We start from the raw sequence: 23830 nt of genomic DNA, 5'->3' as shown, positions 1-23830 counted from the left end.
AGGCGAGTTTCGTCCCGTTTAGCCGGCAAGCCGTTGGTGGGTCGCCGAGGGACGAAGCACTAGCCTTTTGCCTTCTTTTGGGCAATGCCAAAAGAAGGGGCAAGCCCGGGAGGGCGCGGCAGTAGAGAGCTGCCACTAAAGTATTTAGCCTAGGATAGCTTTTATGTAAAAAATAAAAGAACGTTTTAACTAGCGAGGGCAGAACTGAATTAGAAATTCATGTTATGCCGAGTCTCGACAAACAACGTTCACAGGAGCGAAGCGTATGTAAAACGACTAATGAAATTGAACATTTAACTAATCAACTACTGATTGGCATAAATATAATATCGTGGAATATAGAGAAATAGGAAAGACCGGAATGAAGGTCTCCAACCTCAGCTTTGGAGCTTCGTCATTAGGTAGTGTTTTTCATTCAATCAAAGAGGAAGAAGGCATAAAAGCAGTGCATACAGCAGTAGAAAACGGTATCAATTTCATTGATGTCTCTCCTTATTATGGGCATCTCAAAGCCGAAACGGTTTTGGGTAAAGCCTTGAAAGATATAGAACGTAATAAATATTACCTGTCTACAAAAGTAGGGCGCTACGGCAAAAACGGTGTGAATCATTGGGACTATTCAGCTCAGAAAACTATTGAAAGTGTTGACGAAAGCATGGAACGACTGAATGTCGACTATATCGATCTGATTAATGTCCATGATATTGAGTTTGCCGACCTAGAGCAGATTTGTAATGAAACTCTTCCTGCCTTAGTGGAATTAAGAAACAGGGGTATTGTAAAACACGTAGGGATTACTAACCTGACTTTGCGCCATTTTAGGTACGTAATTGACCATGTACCGTCAGGAACAGTAGAAAGCGTACTTTCTTTCTGTCATTATTGTCTCAATGATGATGCCTTAACAGATTATCTCGATTATTTTGAGGAAAAGGGGATAGGGGTGATCAATGCTTCTCCTTTCTCAATGGGATTACTGACCAAACGCGGCGCTCCCGATTGGCATCCCGCACCCAAGCCTTTGCAGGATTTGTGTAGAAAAGCGGTTAACCATTGTGAATCGAAGGGTATAGCAATTGAGCAACTGGCTGTTAAATATTCGGTATCCAATCCGCGCATTGCAACTACATTATTCAGCACATCACGTCCCGAAGCAGTATTGCAAAATATAAAATGGGCAAAAGAGGCTTTGAATGAAGAACTGCTGGATGAGGTGCACACTATATTAAAACCTCGTTTTCGAGACACATGGCTAAATAGTTGAATATGGAAACAAAAGCATCAGGATATAAATCAAAGAAATATGATTTTCCGACCAAAAGATATTGTCAGACTCTTGACTTGAAAAATGACCCTCAGCTCATTAATGAATATGTAAAGAGGCATAGCGCCGAAGAGCATTGGCCTATTGTCAGAGATGGGATAAGGGAAGTAGGGATACTGGAAATGGAAATATATCTATTCGGAAATCGTCTGTTTATGATAGTGGAAACACCTCTCGACTTTGATTGGGATAAAGCATTCTCAATATTAGCAACATTGCCACGCCAAGCCGAGTGGGAGGAATATATGTCTGTTTTTCAGGTAGCAGACCCAAATGCTGCTTCGAATGAGAAATGGCAATTAATGGATAGAATATTTAATCTTTATGAATAAAATTTAAACAGACTCTAAACGATTAAAAATTACAAATAAAAAATATATGAAAAAATTACATCTACTACTCATCTGTATATTGACTATTTCTTTTGCCAAAGCACAGGAATTAGTTGTGTCCAGCCCCGATTCAAATCTCAAAGTGAACCTACAACTAGAAGCGGGCAGTCTTCTCTACTCCGTCACCTATAAAGATAAAACCATTCTGGAAGCATCTCCATTAGGACTCCTTACCAATATCGGGGACTTTAGTAAAAAACTTTCGCTAATAGGCTCAGAAAAAAGTGTTGTAGATGAATCATATATCCTCGGCCGAATCAAACAGTCACACATTCATTATTCGGCCAATAAATTAGTCGTAAAATTAACTAATGCAGATTTCCACGCCTTTAATGTAATATTTCAGGTGAGCAATAATGATATTGCATTCAGATATGAAATACAGAAAAAAGGAGAAACTGCGAGCATGGTTATTTTAAAGGAAGCAACAGGCTTTGATTTTCCTCTATATACCACAACCTTCCTATCTCCTCAAAGCGACCCGATGATTGGTTGGAAACGTACAAAACCCAGCTACGAAGAAGTCTATAAAGTGGATGCCCCCATTACCGAACGTTCGCAGTATGGCAGAGGATTTACTTTCCCTGCCCTGTTTCGTGTAGGTGAAGATGGATGGGCTCTCATTAGCGAAACAGGAGTGGACAGTAAGTATTGCGCTTCACGCCTGAGCGATGCAGACCCTAACGGACTTTATACGCTCGAATTTCCAATGCCTGAAGAAAACAACGGTAATGGCACCACAACACCGGGAATTGGTCTGCCGGGAAATACACCCTGGCGCACTATCACCGTGGCAGATAACCTGAAACCGATTGTTGAAACCACCATACCGTGGGATGTGGTAAAGCCGCTTTACGAAACCAAACACCAGTACCGCTATGGCCGGGGCACATGGAGTTGGATTATGTGGCAGGACGAAAGCATCAATTATGAAGATCAGGTTCGCTACATTGACCTTGCAGCTTCTATGGGCTATGAGTATGTGTTGATTGATAGTTGGTGGGATGTAAATATTGGATACGATCGTATAGAGGAACTAATCAAATATGCACAAAGTAAGAATGTCGATGTCTTTTTATGGTATAGTTCCAGTGGATATTGGAATGATATTGAGCAAGGGCCTATAAATATTATGGACAATGCCATAGCCCGCAAGAGGGAAATGAAATGGATGGAGAAGATGGGCGTAAAAGGCATAAAAGTCGATTTCTTTGGGGGTGACAAGCAAGAAACGATGCGCCTGTACGAAGGCATTTTAAGTGATGCCGATGATTATGGGCTAATGGCAGTCTTTCATGGATGTACGCTGCCGCGCGGATGGGAACGGATGTATCCCAACTATGTGGGCAGCGAAGCCGTATTGGCCTCCGAAACCCTGATTTTTAGTCAGCACATGAACGATATTGAAGCGATGAATGCCTCTTTGCACCCATTCATCCGTAATGCCGTAGGATGTATGGAGTTTGGCGGTACATTGTTGAATAAGCGTCACAACCGCACCAACGACGGAGGTTCTATCCGGAAAACGACCGATGCTTTCCAATTGGCAACCGCTGTGTTATTTCAAAACCCTGTTCAATTTTTTGCGTTAGCGCCTAATAACCTGACCGATGGCCCACATGCAGCCATTGAGTTCATGAAAGATGTACCAACCACATGGGATGAAACTGTCTTTCTGGATGGCTATCCGGGAAAGTATTGCGTACTGGCTCGCCGCCATAAAGATAATTGGTACATAGCAGGCGTTAATGCTCAAAAAGACGTATTAAAACTGACTCTCAATCTGCCCATGCTCTCGAAAGGAAATGAGGCTGTTTGCTATAAAGATGATAAACAACGGCAGTTGGTAGTGGATAAAGCAGAGGTTAAAGACCCTGCAAAAGTACAAATTGTTATTCAACCTGAAGGGGGCATAATATTGGTACAATCAAACGAATAAACAGACTCTAAATATTTACTCATGAAAAAGAACCTGTATGTATTATTAACCGTAGCGTTGTTTCTCACCTGCCAATCAGGAAAAAGGAGCTACAACATCGACTCTGTGGCCTCACCCAAGGGTACGGAAGTTTTTCAGGACAATTGGCAGAATATAGCCGAGAACTATAAGTTTCCCGAATGGTTTGTTGATGCCAAATTCGGAATATTCATTCATTGGGGGGCTTATGCCGTGCCCGCCTTCGACAGCGAATGGTATCCCCGCAACATGTATCAGAAAGACCATGTAGCCTATAAACACCACATTGAGACATGGGGTCAGCAGGATAAGTTCGGTTACAAAGATTTTATCCCAATGTTCAAAGCTGAAAAATTTGACGCTGACGAGTGGGCCGATTTATTTAAGAAATCGGGAGCTAAGTACATTGTTCCTGTTGCCGAACATCACGACGGATTTGCGATGTACGATAGCGACCTTAATGAATGGAACGCAGTGAAAATGGGCCCTAAAAAAGACATCCTGGGATTACTGAAAAAAGCCATAGAAAAGAACGGACTTGTTTTCGGGCTATCTACTCACAGAGCCGAAAATGCCTGGTTTTTTAACGGAGGCATGCAATTTCCGTCGGATGTGCAGGATATGAACATCTCTCTGTATGGCAAACGCTACGAGAGCGAAAAGTACACTGAAGATTTTGCACGCGAGTGGCTTACTCACACCTACGAACTGGTTGATAAATACGAACCTAAACTGATATGGTTCGACTGGACAGTAAACAATCCGGTTTTGATGCCTTATTTCAATAAATTCATGGCTTATTACTACAATAATGCTATCGACTGGAATGAGGGCGTGGTGGTAAATACCAAACAGGGATATCCTACCAATGTGCATGTATGGGATGTAGAGCGAGGAAAATCAGGAAAGATGATGCAGTACCCTTGGCAAACCGATACATCTGTCGGCAAAAAATCATGGTCATACATCGATGGCGAAGAGAATAAAACTCCCGGGCAAATTATTCACGACCTGATTGACATAGTTAGTAAAAACGGAAATCTGTTGTTGAACATCGGCCCACGCGCTGACGGAACGATTACTGAAGAACAGAAAGCGGTTCTTCTGTCCATCGGTAAATGGCTGGATGTAAATGGAGAAGCCATTTATGGGACACGCTGCTGGAAGAAGTTTGGAGAAGGAAATGCTGAACCGACAAAAGGGTCTTTTACAGACAATGATGCAACCGTTTATACAGCGCAGGATATTCGTTTTACAACCAAAGGCAACGATTTTTATGCTATTGCACTAAATTGGGATGATAGCGGTTTACTCATAAAATCGTTGAATAAAGAAGCTGTTTCTGATGCTGTAATACAGAATGTTAGACTGTTGGGCTCTGACGAAAAAATAAGCTGGGAACAAACCAAAGAGGGGCTTAAACTATCTTTCCCAAAAAACAAACCTTGTGAACATGCATATTCTTTCAAAATATCTTTCGACAGGAAAGTGGGCGAACATCTCCAATCGGAAGCTGTGAATGAGGTAATGAAACATGGATTTTAAGAAAATCTTTGCAGTAATTCAGGAAGTGGATATAGCTTTAAGTTTTGAGTGTGTAGATAATGCTACACACTCAAAATTATAGTATAAAAGATATTCATCCCTGACAATCTTTTTATTACCACTATCAATTTGGGAATTTACTTATTTGGCAATGCCTTCTTTAGTTTGTTTTACAAACTTCATGGTACCATCAGGATTGTAGAGTAATTCATCCACACAAACACTACGGCGTCCTATAGCACCAGGATGACCATCTATCGTTAGTACAGCATTGTGATAAAACAAGTACCACTTCCCTTTGAACTCAATAATACCCGGATGAATAGTAAAACTATTCTCTGCCATCCCTGTTAATTCTCCATGTGGAGTCCACGGCCCTTCCATTGACAAAGCTGTGGCGTAAGCTATAGCTTCCCTGTCTGCACCCATCGATGCATACGTGAGGTAATAAATATTACCACGTTTATGTAGCCAAGGGCCTTCCATGTACTTGGGCAAATCCACTACCATAATCTCTCCATCAAGTTCCACCATATTGGGTTTGAGCTTGACAAGAAAACAAGTACCATTCCCCCAGCAGAGCCATGCCTGCCCATTATCATCTATAAAAGCTGTGGGATCAATATCATTCCACCATCCCCGTGGGCCGTTCGATGTCATATCATCTGTTACCAGAGGTTTGCCTATAGGGTCTGTGAATGGTCCTGTAGGGCTGTCGCTTATGGCTACTCCTATCACTTTACTGTTATATGGCGGGCCAGCCTGCACTGTGGTATAATAATAGAATTTCCCTTCTTTCTCGATAACTTGCGACGCCCATGCTTCGCCCACTCCCCAACTAAAGTCGGTAGGCTTCAATACACAGCCGTGGTCTGTCCATGTTTGCATATCTTCGGTAGAGTAGCATAACCATTTCGTAATGTTGAACTCTTTTCCTCCGGAAGCGGTATCCTGCCCCTCATAATATTCATCCTGCCCCACATACAAATATAGCTTTCCATTATGAACCATAGGCGCTGGATCAGCTGTGAATTTGTCTTTTATCAGAGGGTTGCCGGTATTCGTAAATGTCGGCAATTGGCTCTTCGGTGTACACCCTATAAGCATATAAATACCCAAACATATTAATAAGCTACTTTTTTTCATAACTGTTCGTTTTTTAGTTACATGTATTATTTCAATTCAGATTGCTTTTGGCAAATCTACTCATTATCCATAAAAAGAACGGCGTGAAATGATACATCTTCTTTTCTCTATGTAACATGTTTCTGTTTTTAGTTCGACTTCTACTTCCTCCCCAAAACTGTATAGTTGAAAAAAGAGCCTCTTTTTTATAAAGAGGCTCTTTTCAATATCTACAGGTATTCAATCCTTATACTCCATCACAAACCCATATCTATAAGGTAGATTTCCATCGATAGTATATTTATCCATTGTGCGGGCTCCCCAGCCATCATCGCCACCTACTCCGTGGATATTTAAATCTATATTCAGATTGATAAAGTCACGTTCGGGTAGTTCGTGCGGATGCTTTTTCCCATCGAGGTCTTCTTCACCGTAAGGCCATGCACGGAAACACAATGGTTGCAGACCTGTGACTTTTACTCCTTTTTTAGCACTATCGCCCAGCGAGAACCAACGCACATCGCATCTGTTGCCATTGTCCTGAGGTACGATATAGTCTGTGATAAACTCATTCAACGGTCGGCGATAAAGCCCCATAAAGGCTGCGCTTTTACGGTCGGGATAATTTTCAATTTCGCCACGCCCGTACCATTCTACCTGATTCATATCAGAAGGAAGACGCATCCTCATACCAAATTTTGGCATAAGAGGAATATCTTCTTTTTCAGGCTGATAGGAGGCTTTCACTTGCATCTGTCCAGCACCGTTTACTGTGTAGCGAAGCTCATATCCGGCTCCTATGGTTGGTAGGGACATGTTGATATCAACTATTACCAATCCTTCTTTCATACTTGTTTTGCAGGTTTTGACAATTCGTTCCTGTCCTGCATTCTTCCATGCGCCTAGACGTTCGTTGTAGCCATTCCGAACCTGAATATCATTAGCAGGTTTCCAGAAGTAAGGTTCTAATGCTCCGCGTAACAATTCATTTCCATTTACTTTCCAGCTTGCCAATGCACCAGTGGTCTTTTCAATGCAGAATGCTATGTTTCCGGCGGTTATGTCAATGGCATCGGTAGTTTCTTTAAAGCTTGCTTTTTCCCCTTCATTCGTCATTTCTGGTGTTTCGAAATTGTTGTAAGCAAATTGTTCTTTGGCCACTACAAAGCCCTTCTCTGCCCACATAGTGGATTCTTTCAGAGTTGCGTATATGTTTAAGAAAAGCTCTCCCTGACTATTTGGTTTTGATGGAACTTCCAGAACATTCCCTTCAAGCAACTTAAGCTTATCATTGTTAACTATCTTTCCATTGCATATCCACTCGTAGCTGTAATCAAATTCATCCAAACCGGAGAAATCATACATGTTTGTCAGTTTGATTCGTGACTCTCCTTCCTTTTCGAACCTTATATATTGATAAACCTTTTGCACCTCATAATAGTGAGGGTGGGGTATCCGGTCGGGAGATACCAGCCCGTTGATACCGGTAGGTCCATCATTGGGGTGATCGTCGAAATCTCCCCCGTAAGCCCAAAATTCACCGGACTTCAATTTTAGTAGTGAAGGATTATCATCATATCTTAATGGTGAACCGTCTAATCTCTTTGGAATTCCCTGATCTACCCAGCACCAGATGGCTGCACCTATGATACTTTCGTCAGCTTCGATAACATCCCAGTATTCTCTGAAATTGCCGATAGAATTTCCCATAGCATAAGCATATTCCCGCATAAATACGGGGCGGTCGGTTATCTTCTCACCCAGAGCTTTAAAGGCTTCGGGGCTTAGATAGGCTTCGTCGTAGACGTCGGAAACCGATCTGTCGGTATCGTCATATACAGGTCTGCTGGCATCTAAAGCCCGAACCGTATCTGCCATAGCCCGCAGATTAAGCCCGCTTCCGCCTTCGTTGCCCAAAGACCAAAATATAATGCTCGGATGGTTTTTATCTCTTTCTACCATAGATACAGCCCTGTCGACATGCGCCAGCGTCCATCTTGGATTATCTCCCAAATCTTTGCTTCCCAAGCCGTATGCATGGCTTTCATGATTGGCTTCATCCATCACATAAAGCCCATATTTGTCGCACAATTCGTACAACAAAGGCAGATGTGGGTAGTGAGATGTGCGCACCATGTTGATATTGGCCTGTTTCATCAGTTGGATATCTTTTTCCATCGTTTGGGGATCGACATAGAAGCCGGTCCGGGGATGATAGTCATGGCGATTGACCCCTTTCAGCTTAATGGCTTTTCCGTTGACCGTGAATACGTCTCCTACGATTTCTATTTTTCGTATGCCCCAATGGTAGTCGAACGATTCCAATATATCATTCTTGTTGAGAAGCTTTATATTCACATCATATAAATAGGGTTTCTCGGCAGACCATAACCGGGGTTCTTTGATGATTTCGGACAATGTAACACACTCCTCCGATAAAGCTTCAATAGCACTCACCGAAGTTGTCATTATTTTATTGATTTTATTTCCGCTGTTATCCTGTCCCGTAAGTGTTACTTCCAATGACAGGTCTTTTGTCTCCCGGTTGGTTTGGTTTCTTACCCATACCTTTGTTTGGAATGCTGCCGAACTCATATTTTTCGAAAGGTCGGTGGATATTGCATAATCTCTGATATGTGCCTGTGGGCGCACCCATAGTTCTACCGGTCTGAATATTCCGCTAAGCCGCCACATATCCTGATCTTCGAGATAGCTTCCGTCCGACCACCTATAAACTTCTACAGCCAAACGATTTGTCCCTGATTTAACAAAATCAGTCACATCGAATTCGGCAGGCGACATAGAGTTTTGGCTGTAACCTACTTTTTCTCCGTTCATCCAAACATACATGGCCGATTTTACGCCTTCGAAGTGTAGGTATAGGCGCTTATCTTTCATTTCGGGCTTAACCTCAAATGTTGTTACATAAGAGCCGATAGGATTCCTGTTCTCATAGCTGTAATATTCTACTGGAGGTTGGCTTGTAACTTTAGGTTCGTCTTTCTGAAAAGGATAGCTTACATTAGTATATATGGGTTTGCCATAGCCTTGCAACTGCCACGATCCCGGCACTACAATCATGTCCCACCCGTCCGTATTGAAATCATTTTTATAAAAGTCAACAGGGCGGCTTTCAGGGTCAGGAGACCATTTGAATCGCCATTTACCATCTAATGATACGATTTCCCTGCAATCAGCTTTCTTGGAAGGCAGTGTAAGAGTGGCATGGTAATGTTCTTTGTTGATGCCTACTACAGCCGGATTCTCCCAGTCAGAAACTACTTGGGCACTAGCATAAGCCGTGCCCAATAGCAAAAACATGAATAGTTTTCGTCTCATCTTTAGATGGTTATTTTGGTTGTCAAAGGTAGTTTAGCAGAAGAAGTTCCTACAAGTACTTCGATAGTTCCGCTTTCAAGTTTCCAGCCATTGGTTGCCTCGTCCCAGTAGCGCAGTTCGGCAACGGGAACTTCGAGCGTAACCGTTTGAGTTTTACCCGCGGCAATTGTAGCCCGTTTGAAGGCTTTCAGTTCTTTGTACGGCCATTCCACTTTTGCATCGGGACGGCGAACATAAAGTTGTACTACTTCGTCTGCTTCCATAGAGCCTTTATTCGTTACATCGAAACTGATTTTTATGACATCGTTAGCAGCATATTTACTCTTATCGCTTTTGATGTTGGCATAGTCGAAACTTGCATAAGACAAGCCATGACCAAAAGGATAAAGAACCGGCATGTTTTTAGTATCGAACCAACGGTATCCTACAAGCAGACCTTCGGAATAGTGTGCTTTAGGAGAATTGACGTTATGGTCGTACTCGGTTTCTCCCACAATATCGTGTCTAAATTGAGCGGCAAAAACGTCTCCATCACTCACTACTTCTTTCGAGAAATTACCCAAAGCGTATGCAGGTGAATCTTCAAGTTTCAGAGGGAAAGTGAAAGGAAGTTTTCCCGAAGGCGAAATATTTCCAAGCAGTACATCTGCCAAGGCGTGTCCACCTTCAAGACCGTTCCACCAAGCCTGAACAATAGCATTTGATTTCTTCTCCACTATTCTAAGGTCGCAAGGGCCACCTGATACTACTACAGTTACGATATTCGGATTCACTTCGGCTAGTTTAGCTATAATTATATCCTGACTAACAGGCAGAAGAATATTTTCGCGGTCGATACCTTCACTCTCAATGAATTTGTTCGTTCCTGCAAAGAACAGGACGAGGTCGGCATTACGGGCAGCAGCGATTGCTTCGGCCAATAACGCGGCATCGGGTGCTTCGTCAAGGGTTTGAGCAATTTCAGGCGTATTGGCTTTACTGCCTGCAAACATACCCATGTAATTTTTATAAGCAGGGGCGTATAGTATTTCCACATCATTGCCGATGCGGTTTTTAAGTCCTTGCAGCGGAGTTATTTCGTAAGGTGTTTTGGCTCCGGCTCCCATTCCGCCCGAAGCTGTTGTCGCTGTGGCATTCAATCCTATCACAGCTATCTTTTTTGTTTCCTTGGTATTGATAGGAAGTACAGCCTTTTCGTTTTTAAGAAGTACGATGGATTTTGCAGCCACGTTGTAAGCTACTTGCTGTTGTTCCTTCTGGGATATTTTTACAGTATTGGCTTTTTCGTTCGGGATAGCTTCAATTGCAAAACGTAGACGAAGGATTTCGCGTACTTTATCATCTATTACCGATTCGTTTATCTTACCTGCGCGCACCGAGTCAATCAATGGAGGGCCGAGGTACTCATCTCCTGTCATCTGTACATTGAGGCCTCCCAATGCGGCTCCCATAGTACTGTGTGTACCTCCCCAATCGGATACGGTCATGCCTTTAAAACCCCATTCGCCACGTAGGATTACGTTGTTGAGGTGATTATTTTCAGAGCCGTAATATCCGTTTACTTTATTGTAAGCAGGCATCACACACATGGCGCCTCCTTCTTTTACCGCAGCTTCGAAAGCCTTGAGATAAATCTCACGCATAGGTCTTTCGGCAATAATCACATCTATGCTGCCACGGTTCGTTTCCTGATTGTTGAGTGCGTAATGTTTAAGACAGGCAGCTGTTCCTGCATCCTGCATACCTTTGGTATATCCAACAGCCAATACTGCATTAAGGGCGGGGTCTTCGCTGAAATACTCGTAAGTACGTCCTCCTACAGGCAAACGCTGAATATTCATGGCCGGTCCAAGTATGATGTCTTTACCGCGACGGCGGGCTTCGGTTCCGAGAGCGTTACCATAATCGTAGGCTAAGTCGTAAGACCATGTGGCCGCCAATGCAGAACCTGTTGGGTAATAAGTCGCGGAGTCAGTTGTCCAGTTCATAGGTTGAAAACCGTCTCCTATCTCTTCACGAACGGCAAATGGCCCGTCAGCATATTTAATATCCTGAATACCCAGACGGGGAATCCCTTCGGAAGACATAATGGTTTTGCTGTGCAGCATTTCCACTTTTTCTTCAAGAGTCATCTGGGCGATGATTTCATTGATCTTCTTATCGTTTACGGTGAGTTTCTCCTGAGGAGTGTTTTGTGAGGTGTTGCTACATCCTGCCATAGTGGCTAGGAGCATAAGCAGAGTACCAGTTTTAAAGATTCGTTTCATGGATTTAAAATTTAATAAGATACAAAGATAAGAAGAGGAGAATGAAACGGCTGGCTTAAATGTTTTGTAAAAGACTTATGGAGGGGGATGTAATGTTATAAATGAGGGGTAGAAATGTTACAATATGCAAGAAAGAAATGTATGGATACCCGATACATGGCCTTATATTAATATATTTAAGCAGCTAAGAAAAAAAACAAACTCTAAACAAATGAATCATTTGTTTAGAGCCTGAATACAGTTACTTATATTTAGAATATCATTTTCCAAAATTACGGCTCAAAAACGGCAAACAGGTATAAAGCGCCGAATGAAAGTACTCCCATGTATGTCCGCCGTCACGCATGCGGAACTCACAGGGAATATGGGCTTTGCGCATGGCTTGGAAGAACTCTATGTTTCTGTCCAATAGGAAATCATCATCGCCGCAATCTACAAACCATTTGACTGTGCGCAATTGCTTTTTGCATTCCTCATCGGCTTCTATTACATACTTCACGCAACTATTGTCTTTGACGGATTGCGTAAGGATAGCCAGTTTATCACCAGGTTCGCGGGGTTGGGCTGCTCCATGTTCAGGAATGTTCATTAAGGCACTTATTGCATAAGCGGAAGAGAACAGCTCGGGATGCTTTTGTGCGTAAGCAGCAGCTCCACCCCCACCCATAGAAAGACCTGCAACACTACGGTGCGATTTACCACCGGTTACCCGATAAGTACTCTCGATATGTGGCAGAAATTCGGTGAAAAAGAATGTTTCGTACTTCCAGCCGGGCATGTCGAAGTAACCGTTCCAGTTACCTTCCTCGAAACTGCCTCCTGCATTAGGTGATACGATAATCATTTCTACGGCTTCGCCAGAAGCGACAAGCTGATCCATGACTTCATGTACATGTCCCCGCCAAAACCAGGCTTTATCAGTATCAGTCATGCCATGAAGGAGATATAGGATAGGATATTTCCTGTCTGTTTCAGCTTCATAGCTTTTGGGAAGGTAGATAGTATATTCCCGCTCAGTACCGAGGACTTTACTTTGCAAACTGTGGCTTTCTACTTTGCTTTGTGGTCCCCATTGAGCAAATGCTAAACATATTTGGTATAGCGCGACTGTTAATAAAATGATTCGTTTCATATAGTTCTTTCCTTGCATTTTATATTTCTACCCGAAGTGCAAAACCGCCTCCCGGTGCTAAATGGATATCAAGATCTTTTTTGCCTTTCAGCTGAATACTCTCTTTTTTATAATCTTCCCCATTGCGGTGCGCATTCACTCCATCTTTAAAAAGAGTGGTTGTGCGAGCCTTTTCGCCAAGGAAAGAAAGGTCTACTTTCAGGTTGCGGGCGTCCCAGTTGGTCATTCCACCGATGTACCATACATTTCCTTTTCTACGGGCAGTAACGATGTATTCTCCCATCTTGCCATCTAAGATAATGGTTTCGTCCCATACTGTAGGGATAGCGGCAATAAATTCTAAGGACTCGGCTTCGCGCATGTAATTGGTAGGCGTATCGCAGAGCATGTTGAAAGGGGATTCGAACACAACATAACTCGCCAGTTGGTGGCAGCGGGTTCCCTGACTCATAGGTTGAGAGATAGAAGGATGATAATTTCCTTTTGCTCCATTACGCATAGCTCCTTGTGTATAATCCACCGGGCCGGCTACCTGACGGATAAAAGGGATGGTTACATCATACTTCATCTGGTCTACGTTGGCAGACGACCATTTCATTTGCTCCAATCCGTGTACGCCTTCAAAGTTCAGTACGTTGGGATAAGTGCGGTTCAGTCCTGCCGGTTTGTACATGCCGTGCAGGTCGAGTATCATGTTGTACTTGGCACAGGTGGCGGCAGCACGATAGTTGAATTCTACCATTTCCTGGTCGTCCCTGTCCATAAAATCTACTTTGAAACCTTTCACTCCCATTTCTGAATAATGGCGGCATACGTTTTCCATATCGCGGTTGAAAGCGTGATAACCTGCCCAAAGAATGATATCTACATTTTTAGCTTTGCCATAGTCTACCAGCTCTTTGAGGTCTATTTCGTCTACTACCTGCATAAGGTCAGCTTTCAGATTTACAGCCCATCCTTCGTCCAGAATAACATATTCTATACCGTTGGCAGCGGCGAAATCAATGTAGAATTTATATGTATCGTTGTTGATACCCGAAATGAAATCTACTCCGGTAATATTCCAATCGTTCCACCAGTCCCACGCTACTTTTCCGGGTTTAATCCATGAAATATCCGAGATGCGCGAAGGTGCTGCCAGCTTGTATGTCATATCGTTATCGGCCAAATCTTTGTCGGTAGTAGTAACGATAGCCATGCGCCAGGGAAAAGTTCGGGGGCCGCTTACTTTGGCGATATAGGGTTCGCGCTCGGTTACTTCAAATTGCAGCATGTTGTGCCCGCCTAATTTGCTCGCCCGCGGATAAGGAGCAAACATCCCTGTGAGAGAATGGTTACCTTGTGCGTTAGTCAGGAAAAGCCCCGGATAACTTTCGAGGTCGGATTCGCTGATACAAATTTTCTTTCCGCTGGGAGTTTCGGCTACCAATGGCAGGAACATAAGACGCTGTTTATTGAGCTTCGAAAGTTTATCTGTAATATAAGTATTTTCAAAAGAGGTGTGGAACTGTGATTCATAATTACCATCTTCTCCATACATCACATAAGGCACAGTAGTAGTAACATCATTGCCAAAGTTGTAAGCCACTTCTTCGCCCGCTATAGTAAATGCTTTCGTACCTTTGTTGACAAAACGGTAAGCTACTCCATCATTATAAACCCGAAATTCAACGCCCCACTGTTTCTTGAAGTCAAGGGTAAGCAGGGTATATTCGTCTTCAATCTTGTCTTTACGATAGAAGGGTGAGTTAATAGTTTGCCGGATATTCTTTTGGGAGCTTTGAGATAGTTGGGGCTTCTCTCCCCATACCTCTCCACTGCTGAGTGTAAGCGAGATAGGTGATTCGTGGAGAATGGTTTCCCCATCGTGAGCGATGGAGTAGTTTAATTTGTCGCCCAGAATGACGGTGGTTGCTATTCTTCCGTCGGGCGATATGGCAGTAAACTGTTTTTGGGCTTGTGCACTTAAGGCTAGAGCCATACACAAGAAAGCAAAAATACTTTTTTTCATATTTAATATTAAATTATAATAGTATGAATATTAGTTCGTTATCTTCAATACGAAAGATATGTCATTCGGTTTCTTACCCTTCGGTAAATTTACCAACAGGCCTTCATTAGTCCTCCGAAAATCTGCTTTACCACCTCCCAGCATTTCTACTTTGTTTATCTTGCTGGTATAGTAAGGGCTATCCGATGCCAGGGATTTGATTAAGACTTTTCCGTCTGTCGGCCACTCCAAAATGTGGGCATAAAGGGCTTTACCTTTCTCTACAAAACGTATGTCTTTGGAGGTATAAGGCTCATTTTTACCCTCGTTGAAGCCTGCACCATCCAAAGGAATAGCTGTTTCAGCGGCAGGGCCTTCTCCGAAAATACGCCAGGGACGTGTGTCAAAGATTCCTTCTTTGTTGATGTCCATCCATGCGGCAATATCTTCCAGTATCTTTTCTTCTTTATCGTCAATGGTTCCATCTCCTCTCATAGGGACGCTTAACAACAGGTTTCCGTTCTTGCTGACAATATCAATAAGCATGTGAATAACCATTTTGCCCGACTTGTACCAATTGTCTACATAAGTAGAACGATTGTAGTGCCAGGTGCCGAGACAGGAACAAGTTTGCCATGCTTTATCTTGCAACTGGGATGGTACGCCTTTTTCTACATCCCATACAATGGCTTCTTTGTGCTGGTCTTGTAATTTTTTGCCGAAGACAACAGCGTTGAGCTTACCGTTATTCTGTTTCATGTTGTGGTTGTAGTAGTGGGCTACAACATCCAGACCTGTGTTGTCGATAGGCCAGAAAGGCAACACGCTATCATCAAAATAAACGAGGTCGGGGTTATACCTGTTTATCATATCAACAGTGCGGTCGAAAAAGTTATCATAATAGGCTTGGGCAGGTACAGATGTACCTTCGGGCCAGTCCCAAGCAGCCCAAGCATGCCCGCTAAGGGCATGGTTTTGCACATATAGCTCCTGCGGGTCGTATCCTTCCCACCATTTGCCTTTGCCATCTTCTTTGGTTACCACACGGGCATCGTAGGAGATACCTGCATAAGAGCCTTTTTTATCCGCGCCTTGTCCGGTTTCGTACCATGTCCAGGCGTGCGAAGAGTGGATGCTCACACCATAGGGCAGATCGTTTTTACGGGCAGCTTTTTCCCATTCGGCTAAGATGTCACGTTTAGGACCCATATTTACTGAGTTCCACGACTGGTATTTGCTGTCCCAAAGGTCCATATTGTCGTGGTGGTTCCCCATAGCGAAGAAGTATTGCGCACCTACACGTTTATAGAGAGCGACAAGTTTTTCAGGATTCCATTTTTCGGCTTTCCACTCGTTGATTACATCCTTAAAGCCAAATTTCGAAGGATGCCCGTATTTTTCCAAGTGACAATTATAAGCATCGCCACCTTCTTCGTACATGGCACGGCCATACCAGTCGCCAGCCTCCGGCTGACACTGAGGACCCCAATGTGCCCAGATTCCAAATTTTGCATTCCGAAACCATTCGGGAGTTTCGTATTGGGATAGGGATTCCCAGGTCGGTTGAAATTTACCTTGCTGAGCCTGTTCTTGCTTCTTTTGTTGAGCGGAGGCAACTAAAGTGCCGGTAAGAGCTGCGGAAAGTAACAGTGTTTTAAGTATGTTCTTATTCATATTTATGGCTGTGTTTTTTATTAAGAATATCGTTTAGGATGATTTAGAGTAGTTTAAGGACTGCCACATACCCTCCTCCGTTTGCCATTTGTATTTTTATCGGTTTTCCGGCTTCTATCACCATGCGGCCTTTTTGGAGTTTTGTAGGATTCTTTCCGGCGTCTTTGGCATCTTCCCAATATTCCAACTCATATTTTCCGGCAGGCAGATAGTCGGTAGGGATGGTAATGGTACGCGAAACGTTATTATTCATGGCACCTATGAACCAGTCTTTTCCCGAACGTTTAGCCTGTACTACAAATTCTCCCGGATAACCATCCCCAAAACGGGTATCATCCCATACGGTAGGAACAATTTTCAAGAAGTCGCTTCCGGGTTGACCCAATACATGCTTGGGATGTTCACAGAAAACGGTGAAAGGGCTTTCATAAATCACAAATTTGGATAGTTCGGCACACCGTGTATTCATAATCATGGTAGGCGATTGATTCTTAAACTGTTCGGGTGTAACGTTGAGAAATCCGCCGGGGGTGTAGTCCATAGGCCCTGCCAACATGCGTGTAAAAGGCAAAGTAACGTTATGAGAGGGAATGATGCGGTCGGAGAACTTGGAGTATTCTTCGCCAAGTACACCTTCGCGGGTTATCATATTGGGGTAAGTGCGTTCTATACCGTCGGGTTTGTAAGAACCGTGGAAGTTGACCATAAGTTGATGCTCGGCTGCTTTTTTGATGACTTTGCGATACCAGTTTACCATCTCTTGATCATCCCGATCCATGAAATCTATTTTTACACCGGCAACGCCCCATTGCTGATACAGAGCAAATGCTTCTTCGAAGGCGTTGTTACGATTGGTATCTGTGCTGTATAGCCACAGCCAGATACGCACGTTCTTCTCGCGGGCATAGGCGAGTATTTCGGGCATATTGATTTGAGGCGCAGGTTTGGTAATATCGGCTTCAGGCTGGTTGAATGGTCCGTACCATTGCCAGTCAATCAGCATATAAGGCCATCCCTGTGCGGCGGCAAAATCAATGTATTCTTTGATAACAGGCATTTCCATTTTCACCTCTCCGCTCCACCAGTGATCCCATGCGCAAAGGCCAGGTTTTATCCATGAAGGATTCTGGATAGCGCAAGGCGGATTCAAAGATTGTACGATTTCGGATTCGATGAAGTGTCTGGGATTGTCGCCTACCATTACTACCCGCCAAGGAGTATATGTTTTGTCAGAGAAGCGGGCTTTGATACCATCTTCTTTTTCGCCCGGTAATGGCGACAGTTTGGTGGTGAGCAACACTTGTCCTTCGGTATCGTCTGCTTTTCGACCGATATAGAAGCCCGGATAATTGTCAATGTTGGCTTCAGTGATGGCCAGATAGTTTTGCTTATCAACTTCTATCAGCAAGGGAAGCCCTGCCACAGTTTGAACTGTTAAGTTAGTTACAGACTGTTTATTGAATTCGCTTTCCTGACTGGATGTATACGCAGGTTCGTATTCTGCCACCCATGCCTGAGAGTGAGAAGGCACAGAAAAACCGGTCAGCTCGCGGCTCATGGCTCTGTTGCCTATAGTTTGACTGCTATATAATTGATAACGGAAGGCAATGCCATTGTTGTAGGCTCTGAAAAAGATATCCATCCGGCGTTTTCCACCTTCTTTTTCTACCAAAGCAAGATGTGTCTCGTTCCATTGCACATCTACTTGGGCATGCTTATTCTTTACTACAGGAGTCCAAGAATCGTTCTGCAAAGTGGATTTGGGAGTGTTTAGCAAAGTAAAGCCTTTATGCATGGCAGGCTCATTCTGAAACTCAAAACCCAGAGGCGAAGGATTTATCACTTGTTTACCTTTGTAAGAAACGGAGTAAGAAAGTCCATCGGATGAGTCGATGTCCAAAGATATTTGTCCATCGGGCGATTGCAGGGTAAAAGTCTGAGCCGAAAGCCCGAATGATAAACATAGGAATAAGCTGAGGATAAGTGTTCTCATGATAATTATTTAATATTCTATTTATATGACAATTTATTTTTCTTCCATAATAAATACCTCCCACGGTTCCAATACAATGTTATCTCCTGATTGTACGGCTTTGCCCGAAATCAGTTCCTTAGCCTGTAGGTATGTGTAGGTAATTTCTTTCGTTTCTCCACTGTAATTGAATATATAGTGGATGGCTTTACCCGATTTATTAACTCCCGAGCGTTGAATTATCGGGAAAGTATGGTTGTCCGCAGCTATTACTTTGGCTTCTACGGCTGCCTTTCTTACGATTGCGTCTAGTAATCCCTGCGAAGGATATGTTCCTATATAAGTCAGCTTTCCTTTGCCATACTTATTTTCTGTGATAACAGGCCATTTTCCGAAAAATGGATGCTCTGCGTATGCTAATGGCTCTGCTGTTTCAGGTATCAGGAACTCATACCAATCGCCTATCTGATTTTTGTTCTCTAATTGAAAAGGATTGTTTTTCAATGGCATTTCGCTAATGGTGGAATATTCCTGATAATAAAATCCACAGGCTTTGCGTAATGGTCCGGGGGCAAACGTAGACCTGACAGCCGAATGTTCGTTACAATATCCGCTCTTGTGCATCATCACTACATGCCCTCCCTCCTTTACAAATAGGTCTATAGCCAACAGTAATTCGTCTGTAGCGACATAGAGTGGAGGAATGACCAGCATATCGTACTGGCTAAAATCAGTCATTTTATCACAAGGAACTATATCGGCTTCGATATTCTGGAAGTAGAGCGCCTTGTGTACCATATCGATAGGATAATTGCTTTTGTAGGTATAAGGCATAAAGCCCAAAGCGTGGTAAGAGTCGTGGCTGTATAGAATTGCTGCTTTATTCTTCTTTTTCAGATCAACAATACGGTCACCTATTCTTTTCAACTCTTCGGCTGTAGTCTTAAATTCATTGTATATACGGTTGGGTTGAAGGTCGTGTCCCAATACGCCACGCCAGTAAGTTTCCTGTCCATAATGGAGAGTAGACCAATGCCAATATTCTACCATGTTGGCACCGGAAGCGTAATGCCCATACACGTTTTGCCTCAATTGTTTGTCGTAAGGGGGATATTGGGTGCGTGCATCCCAACCTATGCCCTGAGCATTGGTTTCCATGACGATATAATTATTGTTGGCTACGGTACGCACAAAGTCGCCTGCATAGGCTATGCGCTGACCGTCTTGTTTATCCTGTACATCGTGATAAACGTTTATAGCAGGATATTGCATCTGGCGAAAACTTTCTACCTGATCGATGTTCTGAAAGTCGGGCATGAAGCAGTGTGTTACAAACTGGTCTTTACGTTTGTATTCGTTTACTATGTCGCATTGCCAGTTCAGGAAATCGGCTACCTGCTTTCGGTTGTACCGTTCCCATTCGTTCTTGTAGGATGGACTGGTTACCCCATCACGGGTATAGAATTCTTCCCAGGTATTGATATTCATACCCCAGTAGTTCATGCCCCACTCTTTGGTAAGCAGGCTGAGGTCATTGTTAAACCGGTTTTTAATGTAGTTGCGGAAACCGATGAAATAGTCGCGGTTGTTTACCCCCCGTGCTTCGGTTTCATTGTCTACCTGATAGCCGATAACGCCGGGATGCTGGGCATACCTTTCCATCAGTTTACGGATGATACGCTCGCTGTAATATTTAAAGGTGGGATTGGTGAAGTCGATATTCTGCCTGATTCCATAATAGGCTTTATTTCCACGCTGATGTTCGGCCATTACCTCCGGATGCTTGTAAGCAAGCCAGGCCGGAATGGAATAGGTGGGTGTTCCCAATATAACTTTGATACCAGCCTGATGCATCTTGTCGATAATACGATCCATCCACTCAAATTCGAATACGCCTTCCTGTGGTTCGAATACTCCCCAGGTAGATTCGCCTACACGTACAACGGTAAGTTCTGCGTTTTTCATAAGGCGTATATCTTCATCCAAGCGTTCGTAGGGCATATACTCGTGATAATAGGCAGCACCATAGAGAGGTTTGTCAAACGAGTATTGTGCTTTGGCATGCAAAGCTGCAAGGAACGTCAGGTAAAAAAAGAGAACGTTTTTTGTTTTCATATATTACTACTTCGTGGATATTCTACTTTTTATTACGTGGATATTTGGCAGGAATCGCCATCATTTCTTTCAGGAATATCGGGTCCTTAAATTTATAAGTTAGTCGGTCGTACTGCCCTGCTCCCGGAACATCCCAAAACATAGGACACATTCCATTCTTATAGATGGCTTCGGTTACGGAAACGCAATAGAGTCTTACTACTTCTTGTGTTCTGTCCTTTGAAGAGCATGCATATTCGCCTACGATTACAGGAATGCCTTTATCTACACAGTTTTTCTTCAGTGCTTCCATTGCATCGTTGAGCTCCTTGATTTCTTCTGCTGTACCCCAGGAAGGAACTCCTATGCCCCATCCTCCATCCTCGCCATTGCCTAGTATGGCAAACAGGGCGGGCGCATAGTAATGTACCGTTAGCGCCAGACGGTTGGCCGGGTCGGTCGGTATTTTGGTCAGCGGGTCGTAAGCGTAACTGTCGCCTGTGTTGTAGACTTCCACCAGAAGATGGCGTTTGGCGTTGTTGCCGCCTGAACTTCTTACGATATCAACAAAGAGTTGATTGAGTTCATTCACATATCCAAAGGCTTTGGCTTTATTGGCTTGACTTCCATTCCAAGGAGTCCATATTTCATCATAACCGATTTCGTTCATTGGCTCAAACATAAGGAGGTCTCCATATTTTTCAAAGCGTTTGGATATTTGCTCCCACACAGAGGTAAATTTTTTCTTAGCCTCAGCATCTGTCGGAACTTTCTTCACCCAATCATTCTCGTGATGCACGTTTATGATAGCCACCATGCCATAGTCAAGTACCCAGTTTAAGATGGTTTCGGCTCTATCCATAAGGTCGGGGTGAATTGTATAATCTGCTGACATCAGATTGCTCCAACTAACAGGAATCCGCATTGAAGAATAACCGGCTTTGGCATATCCTTCGATTATTTCTTTTGTAATGACAGGACTGCCCCATGCTTGTTCGTAGTTAAGTATACTACTCGGGTTAATCCAATCACCTACAGCATCCAGTGTATTACCGAGGTTTATACCCAGCCCCATTTCATTAACCAGTTCTTGAGTCGTAAGATTTTTACGTACGATATATTTGCCCTTTTCTTCGGGAGCAGTTGCTTGCTCTACAGGTATTTGTTCCTCAAATCCGGTGGCTGTAACGATAAGTTTAGCATGACGGATTTCTTGCGATGGGTTAGATTCCACTGTTATTTTATACTGGCGGGTAGTTGATGAAGAGGTATGATCGGTAACCTTACACCATGTTTCGGTACTACGAACAGTTACATCTGTGTTCGATAGTATTTCGAGGATGTCCGAACCCCCTTCTTTCTCAAATTTAAAAGAAGTTTGTTTTATATTAACACTAATTTTCTCTCCTTCGCTATCGGAACATGCCGGAAGAAGGAGCATAAGCATAATCATGTAACTTAATAATGTTTTCATTGATGTAATTTTTAATAGTATTTTCATTTAAATAATTTTCTAAAGTTTATTGAGAAACTGTTTAATTTTTAGAAAGGATATTTTCCTGACTTAGCCCCGCGTACCATCCCATTATACACCTCAGGGTCGGTTATCCGCATATTGTCGCGACGGTCAAAAACTCCGCCTATTTCCCATATAAAAGGTACTACTCCGTGATTTTTAGCCTGCTCGGTAACCATCTGGTAGAAGTATCCGCGCGACTGGTCATGAGCAAGTTGTATTTTGGGGTCATCGAATCGCCGTCTCGCTGCGCCGAACTCTCCCAAAATACTCGGAATACCTCTGTCTGTAAAATTGCGTTTCATCATTTTGAATTGTTCGAGCAGATAATCTTCCAGTCCCCATGTTGAAAACCGTCCTTCGTATAGACCAACCGCATATTGTTCGTATCCTTTTCCCCAGAAATAGGCTATTTTCCCCCAGGATTCATCTTTGTCCATAATGCAGAAATTGAAGGGATCGTAATAATGCACTTCGACGATCATGCGGTTTTCTATCAGGTCTTTGGGTAGCTTCATGATAGTCTCTGCCAGTCCGATATTAGTTTCGGGAGAGGGAACGATAAGGTTTCTGTAGGCATTGCGCCCACCACTGCGCCGGGCGGCGTCTATGAAAGTCTGCTCATAGCTTCTTAGTACTTCAGCCTGTGCGGCAGTCTTTGCATTGGGTTCGTTACATCCCGCAAAAAGCAGGCGTTCGTCATAGTTGCGGAAGTAAACGGCTATCTGTTCCCAAAGGGCGTTTTGTTTTATATTTACAGCAGCTTGCTTGTCCGGTGTACAGTTGTTTTCGAGCCATCCTCCATCCCAGTGGATATTCAGTACGACATACATGTCGTTGTTTATGCAATAGTCAACCACTTCTTTCACGCGAGCCATCCACGAATCTTTTATTTTGTAGGATGTTTGATTCTCCAGGTATTGATCCCATGCACATGGCAGGCGTACGGCATTGTATCCGTAGTCTTTGATTTTCACTATCATGTCTTCTGTCGTTACCGGATTACCCCAATTAGTTTCTCCGCCAATGGCTTCCAGTGTATTGCCAAGATTCCAACCCATAGTCATTTTGGATACTAATTGAATGGCGTCGGTTTCCATACCGCTCTTGTCGGGAGCCAGTATATTTTCTTTTTGTGTGATGGTGAGTATCTCTGTTTTACCATTGGCTATTACTCTGATTTCGGCCGTACGTCCTGACACAAAGGTATTGGGTACTACACCGAATTTCAGGTTGTAGTTACCATTCGCACCTTTCTTAATCTCTTTCAACTCAAGCCAATCTTTATCGAATTTTACTTCGGGTACCGTATTGATTGTAGGTGGAAGGGTAGCAACAATAGTTCCTCCATTTACGGAAACATTGTATTCTTTTGCTGTTATCTCTATATCGGGGTAGATAAGCAAGAAAAGAATTAGGATGATTGTCTTACTCAGTTGTATTTTCATGGATACAGTATTTAATCATTGAATGATGAATAGATTCGGTATTGCGAAAATAAAC

General features: G+C 43.3%; 14 protein-coding genes. 4 read left to right on the top strand and 10 right to left on the bottom strand.

Translation table 11 applies throughout. The features are described from left to right. Positions 1-331: 331 nt before the first annotated feature. The 4 genes from D0T84_RS09230 to D0T84_RS09215 are packed head-to-tail and all read left to right on the top strand — an operon-like array spanning position 332 to position 5218. Positions 332-1264 carry an aldo/keto reductase gene (locus D0T84_RS09230; protein ID WP_163307592.1) on the top strand — a complete coding sequence of 311 codons (933 nt, stop codon included), beginning with the start codon at positions 332-334 and terminating at the stop codon, positions 1262-1264. Positions 1265-1266: 2 nt separating this feature from the next. After that, positions 1267-1656 carry an L-rhamnose mutarotase gene (locus D0T84_RS09225; RefSeq protein ID WP_163307591.1) on the top strand — a complete coding sequence of 130 codons (390 nt, stop codon included), beginning with the start codon at positions 1267-1269 and terminating at the stop codon, positions 1654-1656. A 46-nt stretch (positions 1657-1702) separates the two neighbouring features. Further along, on the top strand, positions 1703-3655 hold the full coding sequence (locus D0T84_RS09220) for a glycoside hydrolase family 97 protein (RefSeq protein ID WP_163307590.1): 1953 nt from the start codon (positions 1703-1705) through the stop codon (positions 3653-3655). A gap of 21 nt (positions 3656-3676) precedes the next feature. Beyond that, positions 3677-5218: an alpha-L-fucosidase gene (locus D0T84_RS09215; protein WP_163307589.1), complete on the top strand. Its 1542-nt coding sequence runs from the start codon at positions 3677-3679 to the stop codon at positions 5216-5218. A gap of 141 nt (positions 5219-5359) precedes the next feature. Here the strand turns inward: D0T84_RS09215 and D0T84_RS09210 are convergent, their stop codons facing one another. The 10 genes from D0T84_RS09210 to D0T84_RS09165 form a co-directional block, all read right to left on the bottom strand. Continuing rightward, positions 5360-6325 (bottom strand): glycoside hydrolase family 43 protein, encoded by a 966-nt coding sequence (locus D0T84_RS09210; protein ID WP_370525483.1) that lies wholly within the window; start codon positions 6323-6325, stop codon positions 5360-5362. A gap of 258 nt (positions 6326-6583) precedes the next feature. Further along, a complete protein-coding gene (locus D0T84_RS09205) occupies positions 6584-9682 on the bottom strand; it encodes a glycoside hydrolase family 2 TIM barrel-domain containing protein (protein WP_163307587.1) in 3099 nt (1032 codons plus the stop codon). Between the two features lie 2 nt (positions 9683-9684). After that, on the bottom strand, positions 9685-11949 hold the full coding sequence (locus D0T84_RS09200) for a glycoside hydrolase family 3 C-terminal domain-containing protein (protein WP_163307586.1): 2265 nt from the start codon (positions 11947-11949) through the stop codon (positions 9685-9687). 259 nt (positions 11950-12208) lie between these two features. Next, entirely contained in the window at positions 12209-13081 is an 873-nt protein-coding gene (locus D0T84_RS09195) for an esterase family protein (RefSeq protein ID WP_163307585.1), read from the bottom strand. A 19-nt stretch (positions 13082-13100) separates the two neighbouring features. Continuing rightward, on the bottom strand, positions 13101-15092 hold the full coding sequence (locus tag D0T84_RS09190; protein WP_163307584.1) for a glycoside hydrolase family 97 protein: 1992 nt from the start codon (positions 15090-15092) through the stop codon (positions 13101-13103). Between the two features lie 30 nt (positions 15093-15122). Then, complete coding sequence (locus tag D0T84_RS09185; RefSeq protein WP_163307583.1) at positions 15123-16745, bottom strand: alpha-L-fucosidase; 1623 nt, start codon at positions 16743-16745, stop codon at positions 15123-15125. Positions 16746-16788: 43 nt separating this feature from the next. Next, positions 16789-18738 (bottom strand): glycoside hydrolase family 97 protein, encoded by a 1950-nt coding sequence (locus D0T84_RS22900; protein ID WP_255495284.1) that lies wholly within the window; start codon positions 18736-18738, stop codon positions 16789-16791. A gap of 33 nt (positions 18739-18771) precedes the next feature. Then, on the bottom strand, positions 18772-20832 hold the full coding sequence (locus D0T84_RS09175) for a beta-galactosidase (protein ID WP_163307582.1): 2061 nt from the start codon (positions 20830-20832) through the stop codon (positions 18772-18774). A gap of 22 nt (positions 20833-20854) precedes the next feature. After that, complete coding sequence (locus D0T84_RS09170) at positions 20855-22285, bottom strand: cellulase family glycosylhydrolase (protein ID WP_255495283.1); 1431 nt, start codon at positions 22283-22285, stop codon at positions 20855-20857. A 68-nt stretch (positions 22286-22353) separates the two neighbouring features. After that, positions 22354-23775 carry a cellulase family glycosylhydrolase gene (locus tag D0T84_RS09165; RefSeq protein ID WP_163307581.1) on the bottom strand — a complete coding sequence of 474 codons (1422 nt, stop codon included), beginning with the start codon at positions 23773-23775 and terminating at the stop codon, positions 22354-22356. Positions 23776-23830: the final 55 nt, after the last annotated feature.

The sequence above is a fragment of the Dysgonomonas sp. 521 genome, assembly GCF_010501055.1.
Classification (GTDB): Bacteria; Bacteroidota; Bacteroidia; order Bacteroidales; family Dysgonomonadaceae; genus Dysgonomonas.
The sequence above is the reverse complement of the archived record's forward strand: the minus strand, read 5'-3'. Positions and strand labels throughout refer to the sequence as shown.